15 protein-coding genes and 3 pseudogenes are annotated in these 21,391 nt (G+C 40.3%); 14 read left to right on the top strand and 4 right to left on the bottom strand.

From position 1 onward, the window contains the following. The first annotated feature begins 223 nt into the window (after positions 1-223). The 3 genes and pseudogenes from gap to ligA all read left to right on the top strand — a co-directional run bounded on the left by gap (position 224) and on the right by ligA (position 6,417). The gene (gap, locus tag CFY87_RS11005) at positions 224-1,243 is read left to right on the top strand and encodes a type I glyceraldehyde-3-phosphate dehydrogenase (protein ID WP_094947824.1); all 1,020 of its coding nucleotides are present in this window, start codon (positions 224-226) and stop codon (positions 1,241-1,243) included. Positions 1,244-2,394: 1,151 nt separating this feature from the next. Next, entirely contained in the window at positions 2,395-4,122 is a 1,728-nt protein-coding gene (gene ltrA / locus CFY87_RS11000; protein ID WP_094947821.1) for a group II intron reverse transcriptase/maturase, read from the top strand. A 250-nt stretch (positions 4,123-4,372) separates the two neighbouring features. Continuing rightward, a pseudogene (gene ligA, locus CFY87_RS10995) lies at positions 4,373-6,417 on the top strand (NAD-dependent DNA ligase LigA). 66 nt (positions 6,418-6,483) lie between these two features. On the opposite strand, the gene CFY87_RS10990 reads toward ligA, so the two are convergent. Further along, positions 6,484-6,780 (bottom strand): YfcZ/YiiS family protein, encoded by a 297-nt coding sequence (locus CFY87_RS10990; protein ID WP_094947818.1) that lies wholly within the window; start codon positions 6,778-6,780, stop codon positions 6,484-6,486. A gap of 209 nt (positions 6,781-6,989) precedes the next feature. Here CFY87_RS10990 and CFY87_RS10985 point away from each other — a divergent pair, with 209 nt between their 5' ends. The 3 genes from CFY87_RS10985 to CFY87_RS10975 all read left to right on the top strand — a co-directional run bounded on the left by CFY87_RS10985 (position 6,990) and on the right by CFY87_RS10975 (position 10,045). Then, positions 6,990-8,414: a porin gene (locus tag CFY87_RS10985; RefSeq protein ID WP_094947815.1), complete on the top strand. Its 1,425-nt coding sequence runs from the start codon at positions 6,990-6,992 to the stop codon at positions 8,412-8,414. A gap of 173 nt (positions 8,415-8,587) precedes the next feature. After that, positions 8,588-9,253 carry a DNA mismatch repair endonuclease MutH gene (mutH, locus tag CFY87_RS10980; RefSeq protein ID WP_094947812.1) on the top strand — a complete coding sequence of 222 codons (666 nt, stop codon included), beginning with the start codon at positions 8,588-8,590 and terminating at the stop codon, positions 9,251-9,253. A gap of 69 nt (positions 9,254-9,322) precedes the next feature. Further along, on the top strand, positions 9,323-10,045 hold the full coding sequence (locus CFY87_RS10975; RefSeq protein WP_094947810.1) for a TerC family protein: 723 nt from the start codon (positions 9,323-9,325) through the stop codon (positions 10,043-10,045). A gap of 74 nt (positions 10,046-10,119) precedes the next feature. Here the strand turns inward: CFY87_RS10975 and CFY87_RS10970 are convergent, their stop codons facing one another. Next, on the bottom strand, positions 10,120-10,584 hold the full coding sequence (locus tag CFY87_RS10970) for a surface-adhesin E family protein (protein ID WP_094947808.1): 465 nt from the start codon (positions 10,582-10,584) through the stop codon (positions 10,120-10,122). A 220-nt stretch (positions 10,585-10,804) separates the two neighbouring features. Between CFY87_RS10970 and purM the strand changes: the two genes are divergently transcribed. From purM to rsmA, 5 genes are all read left to right on the top strand, one after another. Continuing rightward, positions 10,805-11,842 (top strand): phosphoribosylformylglycinamidine cyclo-ligase, encoded by a 1,038-nt coding sequence (purM, locus tag CFY87_RS10965; RefSeq protein WP_094947805.1) that lies wholly within the window; start codon positions 10,805-10,807, stop codon positions 11,840-11,842. After that, entirely contained in the window at positions 11,842-12,480 is a 639-nt protein-coding gene (purN, locus tag CFY87_RS10960) for a phosphoribosylglycinamide formyltransferase (RefSeq protein WP_094947802.1), read from the top strand. The genes purM and purN overlap by 1 nt, the downstream gene beginning before the upstream one ends. A 116-nt stretch (positions 12,481-12,596) precedes the next feature. Continuing rightward, positions 12,597-13,136: a bifunctional pyr operon transcriptional regulator/uracil phosphoribosyltransferase PyrR gene (gene pyrR, locus CFY87_RS10955; protein WP_094947800.1), complete on the top strand. Its 540-nt coding sequence runs from the start codon at positions 12,597-12,599 to the stop codon at positions 13,134-13,136. A 69-nt stretch (positions 13,137-13,205) separates the two neighbouring features. After that, positions 13,206-14,150, top strand: a complete 945-nt coding sequence (locus CFY87_RS10950) for a peptidylprolyl isomerase (protein ID WP_094947797.1) — start codon at positions 13,206-13,208, stop codon at positions 14,148-14,150. A gap of 78 nt (positions 14,151-14,228) precedes the next feature. Then, the gene (rsmA, locus tag CFY87_RS10945; RefSeq protein ID WP_094947794.1) at positions 14,229-15,095 is read left to right on the top strand and encodes a 16S rRNA (adenine(1518)-N(6)/adenine(1519)-N(6))-dimethyltransferase RsmA; all 867 of its coding nucleotides are present in this window, start codon (positions 14,229-14,231) and stop codon (positions 15,093-15,095) included. A gap of 52 nt (positions 15,096-15,147) precedes the next feature. On the opposite strand, the gene CFY87_RS10940 is transcribed toward rsmA, so the two are convergent. Beyond that, positions 15,148-17,007 carry an ATP-binding protein gene (locus CFY87_RS10940; RefSeq protein WP_236757430.1) on the bottom strand — a complete coding sequence of 620 codons (1,860 nt, stop codon included), beginning with the start codon at positions 17,005-17,007 and terminating at the stop codon, positions 15,148-15,150. Positions 17,008-17,019: 12 nt separating this feature from the next. Next, the gene (locus CFY87_RS12390) at positions 17,020-17,724 is read right to left on the bottom strand and encodes a hypothetical protein (RefSeq protein ID WP_236757429.1); all 705 of its coding nucleotides are present in this window, start codon (positions 17,722-17,724) and stop codon (positions 17,020-17,022) included. A 161-nt stretch (positions 17,725-17,885) separates the two neighbouring features. On the opposite strand from CFY87_RS12390, the pseudogene CFY87_RS10935 reads away from it, so the two are divergent. The 3 genes and pseudogenes from CFY87_RS10935 (at position 17,886) to CFY87_RS10925 (ending at position 21,376) form a co-directional block, all read left to right on the top strand. Then, a pseudogene (locus CFY87_RS10935) lies at positions 17,886-19,396 on the top strand (sugar ABC transporter ATP-binding protein). Between the two features lie 25 nt (positions 19,397-19,421). Further along, positions 19,422-20,397: pseudogene (locus CFY87_RS12595) on the top strand (ABC transporter permease subunit). 49 nt (positions 20,398-20,446) lie between these two features. Continuing rightward, positions 20,447-21,376, top strand: coding sequence for an ABC transporter substrate-binding protein (locus CFY87_RS10925; RefSeq protein ID WP_094947792.1), 930 nt, complete (start codon positions 20,447-20,449; stop codon positions 21,374-21,376). The last annotated feature ends 15 nt before the right edge of the window (positions 21,377-21,391 follow it).

Genomic DNA, 21,391 nt, shown 5'->3' with positions numbered 1-21,391 from the left:
AGGTTAAATAAAAAACAGTTCACCTCTATATAAGCAAGCATAATAACCAAGCATAAAATTTCAAAATTTTGACATAGATCACAAAAAGTTTATCTGATATAGTTTTGTCAATAGTCCAGTTTCATCAAAAAAAGAAACCATGCTATAATCCTGCCCGGCAAGTTTGGGTAACTCCATTAAAGCTTAACCGTTTTGTTTAACTTAAATTATAGGTAAAAATCTTATGGCAATTAAAATTGGTATCAATGGCTTTGGTCGTATCGGTCGTATCGTATTCCGTGCAGCACAACAACGTGATGACATTGAAGTTGTAGGTATCAACGACTTAATCGACGTTGAATACATGGCTTATATGTTGAAATACGATTCAACTCACGGTCGTTTCGACGGTACCGTAGAAGTAAAAGACGGTAACCTTGTGGTTAACGGTAAAACGATCCGCGTTACTGCTGAACGTGATCCTGCGAACTTAAATTGGGGTGCAATTGGTGTTGATATCGCAGTTGAAGCAACCGGTATTTTCTTAACGGATGAAACTGCACGTAAACACATCACTGCCGGCGCGAAAAAAGTAGTCTTAACCGGTCCATCTAAAGATGCAACGCCAATGTTCGTGCGTGGTGTTAACTTCGCCGCTTACGCCGGTCAAGATATCGTTTCTAACGCATCTTGCACAACAAACTGTTTAGCGCCGTTAGCACGTGTTATCCACGAAACTTTCGGTATCAAAGACGGTTTAATGACAACTGTTCACGCAACAACCGCAACACAAAAAACCGTTGATGGTCCATCTGCAAAAGACTGGCGTGGTGGTCGCGGTGCATCTCAAAATATCATCCCATCTTCAACCGGTGCAGCGAAAGCAGTAGGTAAAGTATTACCTGCACTAAACGGCAAATTAACCGGTATGGCATTCCGCGTTCCTACTCCAAACGTGTCTGTTGTTGACTTAACCGTTAATCTTGAAAAACCGGCTTCATACGAAGAAATCAAAGCGGCAGTTAAAGCAGCAGCTGAAGGTAAAACTTTCAATGGTGAATTAAAAGGCGTTTTAGGTTACACCGAAGATGCTGTCGTTTCTACTGACTTCAATGGTTGTGCGTTAACTTCTGTTTTTGATGCCGATGCCGGTATCGCATTAACTGACAGCTTTGTAAAACTTGTTTCTTGGTATGACAACGAAACCGGTTATTCAAACAAAGTATTAGATTTAGTTGCTCACATTTATAACTACAAAGGCTAAGTGCGACAAGCGTCGTGCTTACTGGGGTTAAGTCCTTATATATCAAGGATTTAACTCAATTAAGAGAAAGCTATGTAATGTAGCTTTCTCTTGATTATCCAGATCTTCTCGGGAAGAGTTTGGGTAGCAGACTAGAAAAGGAGCGTTGCTCAAGATCTAGTTCTAAGTTGGTAAGAATATCTCCAACTTTATGCGGTAATAAGGTATGGTCTTCACTTTTATGTACTTAATATTTAGATAAATATTAAGAGGAGTAAGCAAGCAAGATCCGTTATCGAAAGATAGGACTACCGTTAGTCGCCTATTTATAGAGTGACTTGGATCAAATCCAAAACGTCATATCGTCCATAAAGAATGATTATTCAACCCTACTATAAATAAAGTCCGAAAGATACCGTAGCAATCTGAAACGGTTCGAGTATAAGAAAGTGGAATTTCTTCTATTTGGTTGCCACCTTTACACTTATCTTTATTTACTGTACTTCGGGATATTCTTTTATTAAGAAACACCCTCAGCAACTTGAAAGTAATAGTTGCCCGTGAATGGCTTGCGGAACAGCACGGCTACTTCTCGCTCTAAATTTACCCAAATCCCCTTTCATTGAAATAATCATTACTAACAATGTAGAACAAGCCTACGGTCGCTATCGGCTTGAACCCAAAGGTATGCAGTGGGTTATCTCATTTTAGCCTTGGGATACGTCATCATAAACACTGTCGGAAAAAAGACTATATCTTCCCTATCCATGTAGTAATAATGGAACTTGGTAAGCCTATATCTCCGCCTGAAAAATGGCAGGCAACGCGTAAGCAATGCTATTGGTGGTGTAGGTAAAAGAAGTTAGAGAAAGCGAAGGTTGTACTGTAATGGTGCAAATAGGGTATGAAATATGACCTAACCCAAAAGGGTGCAGACTTTAACCGGTCTTTCATCGCAAGATGTCTGACAAATTCCTTTAAATTTGACGGGATAAAAGCGAGCGTTGGCTTGCAGATTGAAAACCAATCAAATAAAACCAACGCACGCACTCTTTATCCTTAGTGATTCAAGAGTGTAAATTTATTGGTAATCATAGCAACTCTTGAAGTGTCCAAACAGAAAGAGGAACGATTAATTTACCAAGAAAACTTATCTCTCAACGGAGGTAAGTATGAAAGAGCAAACTCATCATACTAAGAAATTAGTAAGCAGTCTAGCTCCAGCGACCTCACATATATCGCAATGGCATTATATCAATTGGTATAAAGCAAACCGATATGTGAAAGGAATGCAGGTGCGGATTGAGAAGGCAACACAGAAAAGCAATTGGCGTAAGGTTAAAAACTTACAACGAATGCTTACCCACTCGTTTTATGCAAAAGCATTAGCAGTACGACGGGTGACGGAAAATACAGGCAAACGAACCGCTGGTATTGATAAACGGATTTGGGATACACCTGAATCCAAATGGATTGCTATACAAGATCTATCAAGTAAAGGGTATCAACCTAAACCATTAAGACGGGTTTTCATTCCAAAGTCAAATGGGAAGAAACGTCCATTAGGCATACCCACGATGAAAGATAGAGCAATGCAAATGTTGTATTTACTAGCATTGCAACCCATAGCAGAAACAACAGCAGACAATAATTCGTATGGATTTAGATTAAACCGTTCAACGGCAGATGCTATATCACATATACATAGTATATTTTCAACAAAAGGAAACCAATCTCGTCAAATGGCAGAATGGGTACTGGATGCAGATATACATGGTTGTTTTGATTTTATTAACCACGACTGGCTACTCAAGCATATTCCAATGAATAAGCGAATACTCAAGAAATGGTTAAAATCAGGTGTTGTTGAGTTCGGTCAACTAAAACCAACAACGGAGGGGACACCGCAAGGTGGTATTATCTCTCCAACGTTGGCAAATATGGCGTTAGATGGGTTAGAAAAAGAGCTAATCAAGCACTTTGGTGCAAAGAATAGTCTTAAAATAGCAAAACATCGGACATACCTCGTTAGGTATGCAGATGACTTTATTATTTCAGGTATATCAAAAGAATTACTGGAAGAACAAGTTATCCCTATGGTGAAAAACTTTCTTGCAGAAAGAAGACTTTCCTTATCGGAAAGTAAAACCAAGGTAGTGCATATCGAACACGGATTTGACTTTTTAGGTTGGACTGTTAAACGTTTTGATAAAAAATTGATTATTAAACCAAGTAAGAAAAATGCAAAAGCATTTTACGACAAGGTAAAACAACCAATTTCAAAAATGAAAATGGCGAAACAAGATGACCTAATAAAAGTATTAAATCCAATGATAAGAGGTTGGACAAACTATCATAAACACGTTGTGGCTAAAGTGATATTTAACCGAATGGATAGTTTAATTTGGAAAGCCTTATGGCGTTGGTGCAGACGAAGACATCCAAACAAAGGAAAAATTTGGATTAAAGAGAAATACTTTTATTCAAATGCAACTCGGAATTGGATTTTCGGCACAGTCACCAACAGCAATAAAGGAGAACAAATCCCAATAAATTTACTCTATTGTGGATATGTGAAAATTAAGCGACACAGAAAGATAAAATCACAATACAAACCATTTTTACCTGAATGGGAAATGTATGGAGAAAACCTTGCTCAAGCCAGAATGTATGATGAACAATCACACAGACAGCAATGGCAAGCTCTTTACAAAGAGCAGAAAGGAAAATGTGCATTGTGTAATACGTCAATAACGAAAGAAAGCGGCTGGCACGATCATCATATAATTTACAAAATGTATGGTGGAACAGATTCACTAAATAACAGATGTTTAGTACATCCTGAGTGTCACCAACAAATTCATCGCCTGAATTTGAACGTTGCGAAACCGACTGCGTAGCAGTTAATAGAAAGGCTTGAGCTGTATGCAGAGAAATTTGCTTGTACAGTTCTTAGGGGGCTAAGTTGTAGTAATACAACTTGGCTACCCGATCTTACCCTTTTCGTTATAATCGCTAATTTGACTGCACTTCTGATGTTGAAAATTCAACAAATGAGGTGCAGTTTTTTATGGCAAAATTTTTCCAATTCCTTACAATAACCCCACATCAATTTACTGCCGACAAGGCTTGTACTTAACAGGAACAGCAATGACTCAACCAAGTGAAACTCAAGCGGATACAACCAAAAAAATCGCACAACAAATCGACGAATTACGTCGCACACTCCGTTTTCACGAATATCACTATCATGTCCTCGACAATCCGATTTTGCCGGATGCGGAATATGATCGGCTGTTCCGCCAACTAAAAACGCTAGAACAACGTTATCCGCAATTTATCAGCGCCGATTCGCCGACCCAACGCGTCGGTGCGCAACCTTTATCTGCCTTTTCGCAAGTAACACACGAAATTCCAATGCTATCTTTGGATAATGCATTTTCTGACGAAGAATTTTATGCATTTGTGAAGCGGATTCAAGATCGCCTGGTTGCTCTACCCGCTCCGCTGACCTTTTGTTGCGAACCGAAATTGGACGGGTTGGCAGTAAGTATTTTATATGTCAACGGAAAACTAACCCAAGCGGCAACCCGTGGCAACGGTACGACCGGCGAAGATATTACCGCCAATATCCGTACCATTCGCAATATTCCATTGCAATTATTAACCGATACACCACCGGCGCGCCTTGAGGTACGTGGCGAAGTGTTTATGCCACAAGCGGGATTTGAAAAACTCAATGAAACTGCCTTAGCAAAAGGCGAAAAAACTTTCGCCAATCCCCGCAATGCCGCCGCCGGTTCCTTGCGTCAATTGGATGCACGCATTACCAGTCAACGCCCGTTAGTGCTAAATGCCTACGGTATTGGTATTGCCGAGGGCGTGGAATTACCAAATACGCACTACGCTCGCCTAATGTGGCTAAAATCAATCGGCATTCCGGTTAACCATGAAATCCGTTTATGTGACGGTGTGGAAAACGTGCTAAATTTCTACCGCGCTATTGCTGAAAAACGCAGTTTTCTCGGATATGATATTGATGGAACGGTGCTGAAAGTCAATGATATTGCGCTGCAAGAAAAACTAGGGTTTATCTCCAAAGCGCCGCGCTGGGCGATTGCCTATAAATTCCCCGCACAAGAGGAATTAACCCTATTAAATGATGTCGAATTTCAAGTGGGCAGAACCGGCGCAATTACACCGGTCGCAAAATTGCAACCGGTCTTTGTCGCTGGCGTCACGGTAAGCAATGCTACCTTACACAACGGAGATGAAATTACACGCTTAGATATTGCTATTGGCGATACCGTGGTGATCCGACGTGCCGGCGATGTGATCCCGCAAATTATCGGCGTATTACACGAACGGCGCCCGCCGGATGCCAAACCGATTATTTTTCCAAGCCATTGTCCGGTTTGCCATTCGCAAATTATCCGAATTGAAGGCGAAGCGGTAGCACGTTGTACCGGCGGATTATTTTGTGCGGCACAACGCAAAGAAGCACTAAAACATTTTGTTTCACGCAAAGCCATGGATATTGATGGCGTCGGTGCTAAACTGATTGAACAATTAGTAGATCGCGAACTGATTCACACGCCGGCAGATTTATTTAAGCTGGATTTAGTTACCTTAATGCGTTTGGAGCGAATGGGCGCGAAATCCGCTGAAAATGCGTTAAATAGCTTAGAAAAAGCGAAAAAACTACCCTTTCCCGCTTTATTTTCGCATTAGGAATTCGTGAAGTTGGCGAAGCAACTGCGTTAAATTTAGCCAATTATTTTAAAAATTTGACCGCACTTCAAGCGGCTGATTTAGAACAGTTACAAGCTGTGCAAGATGTCGGAGAAGTGGTCGCCAAGCGCATTTATGTATTTTGGCGCGAAACGCATAATGTGGAAGTCGTCAATGATCTGATTGCGCAAGGCGTACATTGGGACGACGTACAATCCCAAGAAGTCCGCGAAAATCCGTTTAAAGATAAGACCATTGTGTTAACCGGTACCTTAAGCCAAATGGGCAGAAGCGAGGCAAAAGAAATCTTGCAGCAATTAGGTGCCAAGGTCAGCGGCAGTGTTTCCGCTAAAACCGATTTGGTGATTGCCGGTGAAAATGCCGGTAGTAAATTAACGAAAGCGGAACAATTAAATATTCAGGTAATCTCCGAAACCGAATTTTTAGCACAATTAAACAGATAATCCCGCAAGTTCGCAAAAATAAAGGATACCATCATAGTATCCTTTTGTTTTAGCTATAATTTTCAATTAACGGGTAGATAATTGGAAAATCATGGTTTCTGCTTGACAGCTGAAGGTGAAGTGTGCGTTCAGTTGATAACTGCCCTCTACCGCTGCAATTTCACTTTTAATTTCACAAGGCTCACTTTCCGCAGCACGCGCTTTTTGCGTTAAATATTCAAGCGCTTCTTTGGCTTGCGCTTCGGTTGCATAGGATTGTGAAAAATCGACGGTTAAATCGGAGTTATCAATGATCGTACCGACATCAACGCAACAACAAGCTTTCACTTCTTCCGCTTTACATTGTAAGGTTTTTTCTGACATTTTTTATTCCTTTGTTAATAATAAAAGATACAATGATTTTAGCACTGTTCAAAATTAACTCCAAATTTAACCGCACTTTTTGAAAAAAGCTCCCTTTCAACTGGTCTGAACACTTCTCTTAATCAATGATTTTATTTGCGCAGTCCCATTTTTTTCACTTAAAATTCGGAGACTTTATAAAAAACAGCAAATAAATCAAGGTTCCTCTAATGAATAAACAATTATTTTCTAAAACGCTCATTGCCTCTTTATTCACGCTTTCCGCCGGCAGCGCTTTTGCTTCCGCTTTCCAATTGGCAGAAATTTCTTCCAGCGGCTTAGGACGTGCCTATGCTGGTGAAGCGGCAATTGCGGATAATGCCTCCGTTGTTGCCACTAACCCGGCATTAATGAGTTTATTTAAAGTACCGCAAATCAGTGCCGGTGAAATTGTCATTGACTCTAATATCAATATGTCAGGTACCGTTAGTGTTAACGTTGCAGGTGAAAAAATTGCTACGGGCGATGCTAAATCCAATGATGTTGTACCGACAGCCGCTGCACCACATTTATATTATGTACAACCAATTAATGATAAATTTGCATTTGGTGCAGGTATGAATGTCAACTTCGGATTAAAAAGCCAATACAAGGACGATTATGATGGCGGTATTTTTGGCGGAACTACGGCATTAACTACCATTAACTTAAATTTGAGCGGTTCTTATCGCGTCTCCCAAGGTTTGAGCCTTGGTGCCGGAGTGAATGCGATTTATGCCAGAGCAGAAATTGAACGTACTGCCGGCATACTCGCAACCGGTGTGCGCAATATTGCCACGGATCCGTTAACAAAACAACGCGTTGTCGATAAGATTACGGCACTTGAACAAGCCGGAAAATTACCTGCCGGCACACTTGCCAAATTAGGCGCAGTAGGCGCATTAGCCGGTCGAGTTGATAAAAGCACCGTATTAACCCATTTGGAAGATAAGACTGCATGGGCATTCGGTTGGAATTTAGGTGCGGTATATGAGGTCAATGAACGCAACCGTTTCGGTTTAGCCTACCATTCCAAAATTGATATTGATTTTAAAGATCGTTCCGCTTTAAGTTTACAACCAACTAAAACCGGAATTAATACTGACGTGGGAAATGGGGGGTTAACCTTGCACTTACCAGAATATGTCGAATTCTCCGGTTTCCACCAATTAACCGATAAATTTGCGATGCATTATAGCTACAAATGGACACGTTGGAGCCGTTTACAAGAATTAGATGCCCAATATAAAAATGGTAACAAAGCATTCTATAAACCTGAAAAATATGAGGATAATTCACGTATCGCATTGGGTGCTACCTATAATGTGGATGACAAATTAACTTTACGTGCCGGTATTGCGTATGATGAGGCCGCTGCACCAAGAACGCATGCCAGTGCGGCAATTCCGGATACAGATCGTACTTGGTATAGCCTAGGTGCAACATATAAATTCACGCCAAATTTATCCGTTGACTTAGCCTACGCTCATCTACGAGGCAAAAAACTTCACTTTAAAGAAACCCAATCCATAGGAGGTTTAGTCAATGTGGTTGGCGATTATAAATCCACCGCAACAGCAAACCTTTATGGTATTTCGATGAATTACAGTTTCTAATTTAGCCAAAATGGGCAATAATAAGCGTATCTTCGGATACGCTTTTTTTATAGGAAAATCATGACAACAATCTATTATTGCTATTATTCCTCGCCCATAGGCAAATTATTGATGCCAACACAGCAAGATCAATTGACAAATTTGGACTTAATGCAAAAACTGACCGCACTTTTATGAAACCGCAAACTGAACAAGCGTTACTGGAACGCGCCCAACAAATCGCCGGACTTACCTTAGGCGAACTTGCTACGGAATTACATCATCCTGTTCCGCCCAATTTAAAACGCGACAAAGGTTGGGTCGGCACATTGATTGAAATTGCCCTCGGCGCTAACGCCGGTAGCAAAGCGGAACAAGATTTTTCTCATCTCGGCATTGAGCTAAAAACCATTCCAATCAATGCCACCGGAAAACCGCTGGAAACCACGTTTGTCAGCCTCGCGCCCTTGGTTCAAAATACGGGTATTACGTGGGAAAATTCACACGTCAAACATAAACTGTCTAAGGTGCTATGGATTCCGGTTGAGGGCGAACGCCGACTTCCTTTAGTGCAACGCCACATCGGCGCACCGATTTTGTGGCAACCCAATGCCCACCAAGCGCAACAATTGCGCCAAGATTGGGAAGAATTGATGGAATATATTGTGTTGGGGCAATTGGATAAAATCAATGCCCGTTTGGGCGAAGTTTTGCAACTGCGTCCGAAAGCCGCCAACAGTCGCGCCTTAACCAAAGGTATCGGTCCCCATGGTGAATTAATTGATACGCTGCCTTTAGGCTTTTATTTGCGCAAAAATTTTACTGAGGGAATTTTGCAAGATTTTTTGACAGCAAATTAATTTACTGCTTTTCATTCCAATGAAAAATATATATTATTTACTCTTCACTTTTTATTAAGGAACTAATTTATGTTTGAATGGATCGCCAGCCCGGAGGCATGGATCGGATTATTTACGCTAACTGCACTTGAGATCGTATTAGGAATTGATAATATTATTTTTATCAGTATTTTGGTTAGTCGCCTCCCGAAACATCAACACCAACCCGGTCGGATTATCGGTTTGACGTTGGCAATGACAATACGTATTTTATTGTTACTGTCTTTGTCTTGGTTGATGAAGTTAACTGCCCCCTTGTTTATTGCATTTGAACAAGAAATTTCCGGTCGAGATTTAATTTTATTGCTTGGTGGATTGTTTTTAGTAGCAAAAAGTACCCATGAAATTCATCATGCAGTGAAACCGGAAGACAAGGATGAACAGAAAACGATTAAAAATCCGAGTTTTATCAGCGTATTAGTTCAAGTTGCTATTTTAGATGTCGTTTTTTCTTTAGATTCTGTCATTACTGCTGTGGGAATGGCAAATCAAATTGAGGTGATGATACTCGCAATTGTGATTGCAGTATTGATAATGATGCTTTCCGCAAAATCAATTGGAGATTTTGTAGAAAGATATCCAACATTAAAAATGCTGTGTTTATCTTTTCTGATTTTAGTTGGGATGGCATTAGTTGGAGAAAGCTTGGACTTCCATATTCCGAAAGGGTACATTTATTTTGCCATGGGCTTCTCTATCGTTGTAGAAATGATTAATATCAAAATGCGTAAACGATTAATTTCAAAACCTTAATTACATCTTTAAAAACAAAAGTGCGGTCAAAAATAACCGCACTTTTGCTTTTAAATTTCCATCTATACTTACCATCAAACACGATATAGGTTAGCACACATCAGCTGCCCTATGGTGTATAGGGTTGAGTTTTTTTGTAATCTGATCGTATGTCGAATTTGAAATTTCGGCGCTGCCCTTACACCCTGCCCCCAAAAGTCAGAATAATAATCCGTTCTGACCTGAGTTAGATGGAAATTTTTGCAGTTCATAATTTTATATTCACGCAGCGATTTAGCATAAAGTTCCGGATTGTCTTTGTAAACAAATAGCCCTTTATTTGAATTGATCACTACATCAAAATGAATTAAATGCTTGTCTTCGTTATCCTCCCACACCGAGGCAGTATCAATAAAATATTCTGCATCTTTTACCAATTTATAATACCCGGGTTGAATGTTGGTCGGTGGAACTAAGTTGACCTCGATTTGCGATGGTTGTGGCGCAGTCGAGCACGCAATCAATAACACTATCACAACCGCAAGACTACATTTTTTCATATTGCACTCCTTAGACTCCGCCTTAAGGGAGCACATTCATTGTGGCATACTTTATCTTGAATATCCAATCAAAAAAACAGGCAACATCTTAATATTAGGTCGATTTAATCTTAGATAAATAATTTTTTCTTTTGCTAAAAAAAATCTATCGCAAACGATTGCTTAGGCATGCTACAATGACGGAATCCATGTTATTTTTTAGATTAAATAGGAAACCATCGTGAGTAAACAGTCATTAAGCTATAAAGATGCCGGAGTTGATATTAATGCCGGTAATGCCTTGGTGGAACAAATCAAAACCGACGTAAAACGCACTGCCCGTGCGGAAGTTATCGGGGGATTAGGTGGCTTTGGTGCCTTATGCGCGCTACCGACCAAATATAAAGAGCCGATTTTGGTTTCCGGTACGGATGGTGTCGGCACAAAATTACGTCTTGCCATTGATTTAAACAAACACGATACCATCGGGGTAGATTTAGTCGCTATGTGCGTAAACGATCTTGTGGTACAAGGTGCTGAACCGTTATTTTTCCTTGATTATTATGCAACAGGTAAATTGGAAGTAGATGTAGCGGCAAGCGTTATTAAAGGCATTGCCGACGGTTGTGTGCAATCCGGTTGCGCACTGGTTGGTGGAGAAACAGCAGAAATGCCAGGAATGTACCATGCCGGCGATTATGATCTTGCCGGTTTTTGCGTGGGTGTAGTAGAAAAATGTGAAATTATCGACGGTAGCAAAGTCAAAGCGGGTGATGTCTTGATTGCATTGGGTTCCAGCGGTCCGCATTCCAATGGTTATTCCTTAATTCGTAAAGTTATCGAAGTGGCAGGCGTAAATCCGAAAGAAGCGCAATTAGCCGGAAAATCCCTTGCCGAGCATGTAATGGCGCCGACAAAGATCTATGTCAAACCGGTTTTACAATTAACTAAACACGCTGATGTACACGCGATTTGCCATTTAACTGGCGGCGGTTTCTGGGAAAATATTCCTCGCGTTTTACCAAAATCGGTGAAAGCGGTCATTAATGAGCAAAGTTGGCAATGGCCGCCGATTTTCAACTGGTTACAAGAACAAGGCAATATTGAACATGACGAAATGTACCGTACTTTCAACTGTGGTGTCGGCATGATTATCGCTTTGCCGAAAGAAGATGTGGAAACTGCCTTAGCATTATTGCAACAAACCGGTGAACAAGCGTGGGTTATCGGTCAAATTGAACATGCCGAAGAAAACGAAGCACAAGTTATCATTCGCTAATGAAAAAAATCGTTGTTTTAATTTCCGGTCATGGCGTAACCTTACAGGCGATTATTGATGCCTGTAAGGAAAACTTTTTTGCTGCCGAAATTTGTGCGGTAATCAGCAATAAGGTAGAGGCTTTCGGTTTACAACGTGCCGCCAAAGCACATATTCCGACACAATGTTTTTTGCGTAAAAATTATGCCGATAATCAAGCTATGGATCATGCTATTGGCAATTATATTGAAGATCTCGGTGCGGATTTAATTGTACTTGCCGGTTATATGAAAATTCTTAGCGCCGAATTTACCCAACGTTTTACCGGCAAAATTCTCAATATTCACCCCTCTTTATTGCCGAAATATCCGGGGTTGCATACCTATCAACAAGTGCTTGCCGCTGGCGATAGCGAACACGGTACAACGGTGCATTTTGTCAATGAAGAAGTAGATGGCGGAGCCATTATTTTACAAGCGAAAGTACCGATTTTCTCTGATGATGACGTTGCCGATATTGAACAGCGGGTTAAAGTACAAGAGCGGCAAATTTACCCGTTGGTCGTAAAATGGTTTGTGGAAGATCGCTTGAAATTAATTAAGAATCGTGCCTATTTAGACGGACAACCGTTGCCGGCACAAGGCTATGCCGTCGACTGAAATCATGCAAAATCCTGACTTACGTCAGGATTTTTTCTAAAAGTGCGGTCATTTTTGTTATAATTTTTGATATAGTAACACAACTTATATTTTCCACAGGATTAGGATCAGCACCAATGGAAAAAATCATTATTGATGAAAACCAATTTATCCGTACCATTTCTCGTATTTCACACGAAATTATCGAAAAACATCAATCTCTTGATGATATCATTATCGTGGGCATCAAACGTCGTGGCGCGGAAATAGCCGAATTAATCAAACGTAAAATTGCCGATTTAACCAACGTTAAACTGCCGGCAATGGATTTGGATATTACATTTTATCGCGACGATTTGGAATATGCCGAACCGCAAAGTCAATCGCCAACATATAGCGGTGCCTCAAATTATTTGAGCATCCAAAATAAAACCGTTATTTTAGTAGATGACGTGTTATTTACCGGACGCACTATTCGCGCGGCTTTAGATGCGCTAATTGATTTTGGGCGTGCTGCCAAAATTGAGTTGGTGATTTTTGTAGATCGCGGTCATCGTGAATTGCCTATTCGTGCCGATTATGTGGGGAAAAATATTCCGACCAGTCGCAGTGAAAAAGTCCAAGTGCGCACGATGAAATTTGATCATTGCTATGAAGTCGCCTTGCTTTCTAATTAATGTTTGTGAACCTTTTGCAAAATTGTTACTCTAATGAATAGTTTTCTTAAACTTAACCTTGGGATAAAAATGAAAGCCATTACTTTTAAAACTTTTTTATTTACTATTGTCAGTTTCTTTGCTCTTTCAAACGGTGCGCAAGCAGTAGAACGCGTGGTGGCGACTATTAACGGTGCGCCAATTTTGGAAAGTCAAGTAAAACGAGCATTAGGCAAAAAAGCCAATACGGAAGCCAATCGCCAAGCGGCTATAGATGCTATTATTGACGATATTTTGGTACAACAAGCTATCAAAGAAGTCGGCGTTAAAATTAACCATGCACAGGTAGATCAAATTATCGAAAATATTGCCGCACAAAACGGTTTAACCTACGGTCAATTATTGGATGTGCTGGATTATCAAGGCATTGCCTTTGAAACCTATCGTCGCCAAATCACCAACCAATTACTAATGAGTGAAGTACGCAATCGAGCGATTGGTAAAAGCGTTGACATTACACGCGAAGAAGTTCAAGCACTCGGGCGAAAAATGTTAAAACAAGCGCAAGAAAAAGGGACTGCAAAAAAAGTCACCGATACGGAATATCAAGTACGTCATATTTTGTTAAAACTCAATCCGATGTTAAATGATGCACAGGCAAAAGCTCAATTAAAGCAAATTCGTGCTGATATTACCTCCGGTAAAATTTCCTTTGCCGATGCCGCGTTAAAATATTCCAAAGATTATTTATCCGGCGCCAATGGCGGAAACCTCGGCTTTGCCTTTCCGGAAACCTATGTAGAATCCTTTGCCAAAACCGTCAAAAACACTAAAAAAGGCACAATTTCCGCGCCATTTAAAAGCGATTTCGGTTGGCATATTCTAGAGGTGACCGATACTCGTCAAGGCAATAGAACGCAAGAAGCCTATATGCAAAAAGCCTACGAGCAACTTGTTAATCACCAATTACAAGAAGCATCGAAAAACTGGGTAAAAGCATTGCGTAAACACGCCGATATTAAATATTTAAAATAAATAATCCGATAAGTCCCAGCCCAATGCTGGGATTTTGCTTTATAATACATTCCAATTTTTCTGGCTAAAGGCAATCAAATGAACTCAAAAAAATATTTAGGACATACCGCGCGTAAACGCTTTGGGCAAAACTTTTTATCCGACGATAATGTTATTCACAATATTGTCACAGCGATCTATCCACAAAAAGATCAATTCTTAGTTGAAATCGGACCGGGTTTAGGCGCCCTTACCGAACCTGTTGCCGAGCGCGTTAATCAACTCACTGTCATCGAATTAGATCGCGATCTTGCAGAACGTCTGCGCCGTCATCCTTTTTTACATCAAAAACTCAATGTAATCGAAACCGATGCTATGCAATTTAATTTTGAGCAATTGTATCTTGATGAAAAACCGGCGGAAAAAAATCAAAAATTACGGGTATTCGGCAACTTGCCTTACAATATTTCTACCCCGTTGATGTTTCATTTATTCAAGTTTCATTACCTCATCCAAGATATGCACTTTATGTTACAAAAAGAAGTGGTAAAACGTTTGTGTGCAGCACCAAACAGCAAAGCCTACGGACGCCTGACCATCATGACGCAATATTTTTGCCAAGTCATGCCGGTATTGGAAGTCCCGCCAAGTGCCTTCAAACCGGCCCCCAAAGTCGATTCCGCCGTTGTACGCTTAATTCCCCATCAAGTATTACCACATCCGGTCAAAGATCTCTATTGGCTCAATCGGGTTTGCACTCAAGCTTTTAACCAACGCAGAAAAACCTTGCGCAACGCACTTTCTACGCTATTTTCTGCCGAACAATTGACCGCACTTTCCATTGATTTAAACGCCCGTGCAGAAAATCTTTCCATTGCCGACTACGCCCGCCTCGCCAACTGGCTCGCCGACAACCCGCCGGCAGAGTTCAATCACAATGAAACGCTTGATGATGTGGAGGCGTAAATCTTGATCAAGAAATCTGTCTTAAAACAGATTTCTTGTTTTTAAGTCCTCATTATAATTTTGACAATAAAAGCGCCAGTTTATCCACATGAAACGGTTTACTTAACACGATAAATTCTGTTGATTTTTCAATATCTTCAGCAAAATTTGCAGTCATCAATAAAATTTTTGTTCGTGGATAAGATTGTTTGACATAATTAGCTAAATCAACTCCCGTTAATTGTCCACTTAATACTACATCGGATAATAAATAATCGATCGGTTGTTTCTGATTAAAATAATCTATCGCCGCTTCCGCCGAATCAACCGCTACAGTGCAATACCCCATTTCACTCAATTGTTCTGTCAACGTCTCGCGTAAAGCCTGTTGATCTTCCACCAACAACAGGTTAGCAAAATTCATTTTTTGCTCTTGTGGTGCCAAAAGGACAGTGATTTTTTGGGAATTTTCTTGGGCTATCGGCAGTTGTAAATGAATTGTCGTCCCTTTACCCGGCGACGACTCTACAATAACCCTCCCTTTTGATTGGCGAATAAAACCGTAAACCATTGAAAGCCCCAAACCACTTCCTTTGCCATTTTGCTTGGTAGTAAAAAAAGGTTCAAATATTTGTTTTTTGGTGGTTTCATCCATCCCATAACCTTCGTCAATCACAGAAAGCTGCAACATTTGCTCTTGCCAATAGGTTCGTTGAACTAATTTTTGGCATGTGCGGATGACAATATTCCCTTCTCCATTTAACGCATCCTTGGCATTGACCAATAAATTAACCAATGCGGTTTCAAGCTGATTTTTATCAATATACGCAAACGGTAAATTCTCGGCTAAATCTAACCGCACTTTAATCGCCGGTGGTAAGCTGTGTTTCATAAAATCACTAAAATCAAGCAATAATTGATTAATATCCAGTGCCATCGGATGCAATGGCTGCTTACGGGCATACGCCAATAAACGCTGAGTTAACGTTGCACTGTTTTCTGCCGCTTTTAAGGCTCGTTGTATTCTTTTCGCTTGTTTTTCAGGTAAAGCTGCCGAATCGATCAAATCCAAATTACCGATAATCACTGCGAGAAAGTTATTAAAATCATGGGAAATTCCGCCTGTGAGATGTCCAATAGTACGCATTTTTTGACTATGAGCCAAGTCATTCTCTAACTTTTTACGTTGAGTGCGATCGATTAAGAATGCCACTAACCCACCGTCTTGTAATGGGCTTATCCGCCATTCAAAAATAAAGTTATTATATAAAATCTCCAAGGGTTCTTCTTTGGTGCGAATTTCAGTCAAAACCGCTTCTGTCAACGCTTGATCGGCGCCATATACTTTCGCGCCTCCAGCGACCAGTAAATCCACCAGTTGTCGAATACCTTGAAAAGAGGCGAGAGGATGCCCCGGCTCGACGATTTGTACAAATTCTTTATTACAAGAAACTAAAACGCCTTTTTGATCGAAAATTGCAAATCCATCACGAATCGCCCAAAAAGTTTGTTGCAATAATTCACTTTTTTCTTTCAACAATGCGTTCGTTTGGTCTAATTTCAGTACATTTTTTTGAAAAATATCAAAGGCGCGTGCTAAATCGCCGATTTCATCCCGTTTTTGCTGTTGAGGCACGTTAATGGTTTTATCCCCTTGCGATAAACGTGTTAAAGCTTGCGTAATCGAATATAAACGCTCGCCAAATAAACGGTAAATATACAACCCTAAAACCAAAATTAATATAATGGTAAACAAAGCAAAAATTAAAATAGATACAATATTTTTATACAAATTAGTTTGTATTTGTTTCGACTCATTATTGACTAATTCCACTTTTTCTTTAGCTAAACGGGTATAGCCCTGATCAATTTGTTTGACCAAGGAATCTATTTGATAAGTTAAAAATTGAATACGCAAATTGATGCCTGCCAACGTTTTTGCTTGTTAAATAATTTGCTTAAATTCTCCCTCCACATTCTGCCATTCTTGAGAAGCAAGCGGATGTTGAAATGCTGGTAAAAAAGAAAATGCCGATTGAATACTTAAAAACGTGCCGGGAGAAAAAAAGCTGCGTGTAGCATCTTCAATAAGACTTTCAATTTTCAGCAATTGAGATAATCCATTTGATGTCGTACTGCTTTCTAAGCGCTTAATATGCCTTATATATAACAACCCTTGATTTAACTTACTTAAAATCATGGTATTTTTGACATGTCGCTGATGAGATTGTTGTAGCAATTCTTTTACGCTTTTTTCCAACAATTCAATAAGCCGGACAAGATGAAAAAATTGACAACGTTCTTCTTCGCCGGTATGCTTTTTTATTTCATCTAACAGAATATGCACTTGGAGAATATGATTACTTAATTGTTCGGAAGCCTCTTTATATTCCAGTGCACGTATTGTTTGACTTAGTCGGGTGGCATAGGTAGAAATTTGCGTCGTTTTTACCCCCAATGTCATGGAAAAAAACATTTGATTTAGTGATCTATCTCTCAAATTTGACAACGAGTTATAGGTATTATTTAATCCAATCACTGAGGTAAAACTAATCGAAATCACCAATAATACCGCCATAATCACAAAAGTAATCAAACGCCATCTCACACTATAACGTTTTGTTAAAAAAAGAATTTTAAAAAACTTCATATTTTCTACCGCACTTTTTTGACTTCTTATCTTAAAAAGAGATATGGATATATTAAGAGCAAGTAACACTTAAATTATGACAATTATGAATGAGATTCAACATTTTCCATTCATATAACTATGTTCTAATTTCAGTAAATTTATTTTATGAGGTCATCAAGATGAACATGGTAAAACAAAAATCGCCTGAATTACTTTTGGAAATGCGTGGTATCGCTAAACGTTTCGGTAATTTTTATGCCTTACAGGACGTCAATCTTGATATTTATCGTGGCGAAATTCATGCCTTAATGGGAGAAAATGGTGCCGGAAAAAGTACGCTAATGAAAATATTAGCCGGTGCTTATATTGCCAGTGCCGGAGAAATTAACATTGATGAAGTACCATTTCCAATTTCCTCGCCGAAAGATGCAATCCGTGCCGGGATTACCTTGATTTATCAAGAAATTCACCTTTCCCCTAATCTGACCGTTGCCGAGAATATTTTTTTAGGGCGAGAGATCAAAACACTTTTCGGCTTAAACCGTAAAAAAATGGAACAAGAAGCACAAGAAGTGCTTAATCGTCTAGGAGCGCAATTTACTGCTGCACAAAAAGTATCCTCATTAACGATCGCCGAACAGCAACAAGTCGAAATCGCACGTGCATTACACCGCAATAGCCGCATTTTGGTGATGGATGAACCAACTGCAGCCCTGTCGGCACGAGAAACAAAGAAGTTATTTGCATTAATTAAACGATTACGCGACGAAGGGCTGGCAATTATCTATATTAGCCATCGCATGGCGGAAATTTATGAATTAGCCGATCGTGTCAGCGTGTTACGAGATGGCAAATATGTAGGCTCGCTCATTCGTGAAGAAATTAATTCAAATACGTTAGTGCAAATGATGGTCGGACGCCCGTTGACGGATTTGTTTAACAAAGAACACGTTGATATCGGCAATGAGGTACTTCGGGTTGAAAATCTTTCTGATGGAAAAAAAGTGCATCAAGTCAATTTATCCGTTCGTGCCGGCGAAATTGTAGGGCTATCCGGATTAGTTGGTGCTGGACGCTCGGAATTAGCGCACTTATTATTTGGCGTCACCCCGCCTACAGAGGGAAAAATGTACTTAAATGGTGGCGAGATAAGTTTTAGTTCACCAAGAGATGCCATTGCTCATCATGTTGCATTATTACCTGAAAACCGCAAAGAAGAAGGGTTATTTTTGGATATGAACGTATTTAAAAATATCACTATGGCGACATTAGAACGAGACGCTAGGTTGATGGTTATCGATCAAAACAAAGGGAAAAAGAAACTGAACAGGCAATTAAAGGGTTAAAAATACGCGTTCCTAATGCCAACGTAGAAGTCAGCGGATTATCCGGCGGTAACCAGCAAAAAGTATTACTTTCCCGCTGGATGGCGATTCATCCGAAATTATTTATTTTAGATGAGCCTACGCGTGGAGTAGATGTCGGTGCTAAAAGTGAAATTTATCGCATGATGATTGAAATGGCTAAAAAAGGCGTGGCGATTTTGATGATCTCAAGTGAATTGCCGGAAATCGTAGGAATGAGCGATCGGGTATATGTGATGCGGGAAGGACATATTGTGGGCGAGGTCAGCGCACAACAAATTAATCAAGAAAATATTATGAGTTTAGCTTTTGGGACGCAAGCGTAAGCGTGGGTGTTAAGGAGAAATCAAGATGACAAATGCAGTATCAACAAAACCGGGGTTAAAAAAATTAGCTCTCGCTGACACGATGCAAGCCATGGGAATATAACCTATTCTTGTATTAATTATTATTATCTTTTCATTTATTGCGCCGAATTTTATGACCGAAGCCAATATGATGAATATCACCCGCCAAGCGTCAATTAATATTGTATTGGCAGCCGGCATGACTTTTGTCATCTTAACCGGCGGTATTGATTTATCCGTGGGTTCAATTTTGGGAGTCACCGCTGTCATGGCGTTAGTTGGCTCTCTCAATCCGGCATTGGCTGATTTTGCTGTTCCAATTGCGCTGCTTACCGGCTTAGGCATGGGCATATTTAATGGTTTATTAGTTGCTTTTGCAGGCTTACCACCTTTTATCGTCACATTGGGAACCTATACCGCATTGCACAGAGCTGCCTATTTGGTTGCTGACGGAACCACGGTCATTAATTCAAAAATTTCCTTTGCTTGGATCGGAAACGGTTATTTAGGTTCAGTGCCTTGGTTAGTTATTATCGCCTTTGCTGTTATCGCTATTTGCTGGTTTATCCTACGTCGTACAACGCTAGGAACCCATATTTACGCTGTCGGAGGCAATTTGCAAGCCGCCCCGTTTAACTGAGATCAAAGTCTCGCTTGTATTAATTTTTGTATATGCTGCTAGCGGATTATTATCTGGATTAGGCGGTGTCATGAGTGCATCTCGGTTATACAGTGCCAATGGTAATTTAGGCGTTGGGTATGAATTAGATGCTATTGCAGCTGTTATTCTGGGTGGTACCAGTTTCGTCGGCGGAATCGGAACCATCACAGGGACGCTAATCGGTGCGCTGATTATTGCGACACTCAATAACGGGATGACCTTAATGGGGGTATCTTATTTCTGGCAACTCGTCATCAAAGGTGGCGTGATTATTGTGGCAGTCTTAATTGATAAATACCGCACACGTAAAGCAAATTAATTGATTCTATCGTTTTATTTCTGTTAAACCACCCAATGGGAGACATTATATGAAGTTAAAAACCTTAGCTGTATCCTTAATGTTAGCCAGCGCCCCTTTTGCGCAAGCTAAAGAATTAAAATCCATCGGCGTTACCGTAGGCGATCTTGCCAACCCATTCTTCGTACAAATTGCGAAAGGGGCGGAATTGAAAGCGCGCGAATTAGCCGGCGAGAATATCAATGTCACCTTAGTATCCAGCGGCTATGACTTAGGACAACAAGTCGCTCAAATTGATAATTTTATAGCAGCAAAAACCGATATGATTATTCTGAATGCTGCCGACTCAAAAGGTATTGGACCAGCGGTTCAGCGTGCCAAAGATGCGGGAATTGTTGTGGTCGCGGTTGACGTTGCCGCCGATGGCGCAGATGCAACAGTGACCTCTAATAACTATCAAGCGGGCGAAATTGCTTGTCAGACCATTGTGGATAAATTAAACGGAAAAGAGGATGTCGTCATTATTAACGGTCCACCAGTTTCCGCTGTACAAGATCGTGTACAAGGTTGCATGGACATTTTTGCGAAAAATAAAGACATCAATGTACTGTCTTATAATCAAAATGCCAAAGGCAGCCGCGAAGGTGATTTAGAAGTGATGACGTCCTTATTAATCGCGCATCCAAAAATTGATGCGGTCTTTGCGATTAATGATCCAACCGCAATCGGAGCAGATTTAGCGGCAAAACAAGCACAACGCAGTGAATTCTTTATTATGGGCGTAGATGGCTCGCCAGATGGAGAGGAAGCATTAAAACAAAGCGATAGTTTGTTCCAAGGTACACCGGCACAAGATCCGCAAGTCATGGCAGCAGAAGCGGTACAAATTTGCTACAACATTTTGCAAGGACAACCGGCACCGGAGAAACCGGTCTTAATTCCAGTTACCTTAATTAATCGCGATAACATCAAAGATTATAAAGGTTGGACAGTGAAATAAAAAACTGAAACAAGG

This window comes from Actinobacillus seminis, assembly GCF_002263215.1.
Taxonomy (GTDB): domain Bacteria; phylum Pseudomonadota; class Gammaproteobacteria; order Enterobacterales; family Pasteurellaceae; genus Actinobacillus_B; species Actinobacillus_B seminis.
The sequence above is the reverse complement of the archived record's forward strand: the minus strand, read 5'-3'. Positions and strand labels throughout refer to the sequence as shown.